This window comes from Autumnicola patrickiae, assembly GCF_031846525.1.
Classification (GTDB): domain Bacteria; phylum Bacteroidota; class Bacteroidia; order Flavobacteriales; family Flavobacteriaceae; genus Autumnicola; species Autumnicola patrickiae.
Genome location: NZ_JAVRHM010000065.1, coordinates 1 through 985, shown reverse-complemented (window position 1 = coordinate 985; position 985 = coordinate 1). Strand labels below are relative to the sequence as shown.

Below are 985 nucleotides of genomic sequence, written 5' to 3'. Positions count from 1 at the left end.
AGCCTTTTAAAGTCGATGGTTACAAAATAGCTTTTATCCATCAAGGTTTTGGCAAATGCCGAGGTATCGGTAATCAGCCAAAAACATTCCGCAGCTTCCGCCAAATATTTTAGTCCGTTGGTGTATCGGGTTCTTAATAATGGGATTTGAAACACGGTTTCCGACCCGTGAAAATGTTGTAATCCCTCTTTGATTTCGTTAACTTGTGCTTTCATATTAATTTCATTTAAAGAATTGATAATGAAAAAGAGGGCGCTACTTTAGACGGAAACGCCCTCTTTAATATTAGATTACTCGGCTGAATTATTGCCGTTCTTAGTTCCCAACAAAAGGATTTCATTGGCTTCTACTTCGGTAACATATCTTTTGATACCGTCCTTGTCCTCGTAGCTTCGGGATTTCAATTTTCCGGTTACCCCGATTTCCTTGCCCTTTCCGGCATACTTCTCGATGATTTCGGCAGTTTTGCCCCAAGCTACAATCGTGTGCCATTCTGTACTTTGGACTTTTTCGCCCTTGGCATCTTTGTAATACTCGTTTGTGGCGAGTGAAAGACGGGCTACCTTTTTACCGCTTTCAAGGTTCGTGATCTGTGGCTCTTGGCCAACGTTTCCGATTAACTGTACGTGATTTTTTAAAGTACTCATAATAAAAGATTTAAAGATTAATTAAAATGCTACCCGAACCATTCAGATAGTTTGCGTTTATATTTTTTTGAAGTGATTTACTTATTATATCCAGAGCGTTTTCCTTTTTTTGTTTTTTTTAGTCCCGCTTCCTTTTTGATGTTTTTGTAAGATTTCATAATATTCGGTTTAGATTTACTTCCCATAGAGCCGTCCGCTGTTACCTTTTTTTGTTGCTGATACATTTTCAATAGTTGGAATTAATAAGGAGTTATAAAAGGGAGGCACGACCGGTTATGCACTCCGTTTAACTTCCAACTGTTGGTATTTTGCCTACAAAAAACCGGTTGGGACAGCGG

Annotated in this window: 2 protein-coding genes; both read right to left on the bottom strand. The window is 38.8% G+C overall.

The genetic code is table 11. The features are described 5' to 3' along the window. The coding region (locus RM549_RS19355) for a DUF6876 family protein (RefSeq protein WP_349254681.1) at positions 1-215 on the bottom strand (215 nt) is incomplete at its 3' end. 75 nt (positions 216-290) lie between these two features. Beyond that, positions 291-647, bottom strand: a complete 357-nt coding sequence (locus RM549_RS19350; RefSeq protein ID WP_311687761.1) for a single-stranded DNA-binding protein — start codon at positions 645-647, stop codon at positions 291-293. Positions 648-985: the final 338 nt, after the last annotated feature.

Bases quoted from the DNA above. Each gene is read 5' to 3' on its own strand.
- RM549_RS19350 (WP_311687761.1), bottom strand. From the start codon at position 647: ATGAGTACTTTAAAAAATCACGTACAGTTAATCGGAAACGTTGGCCAA.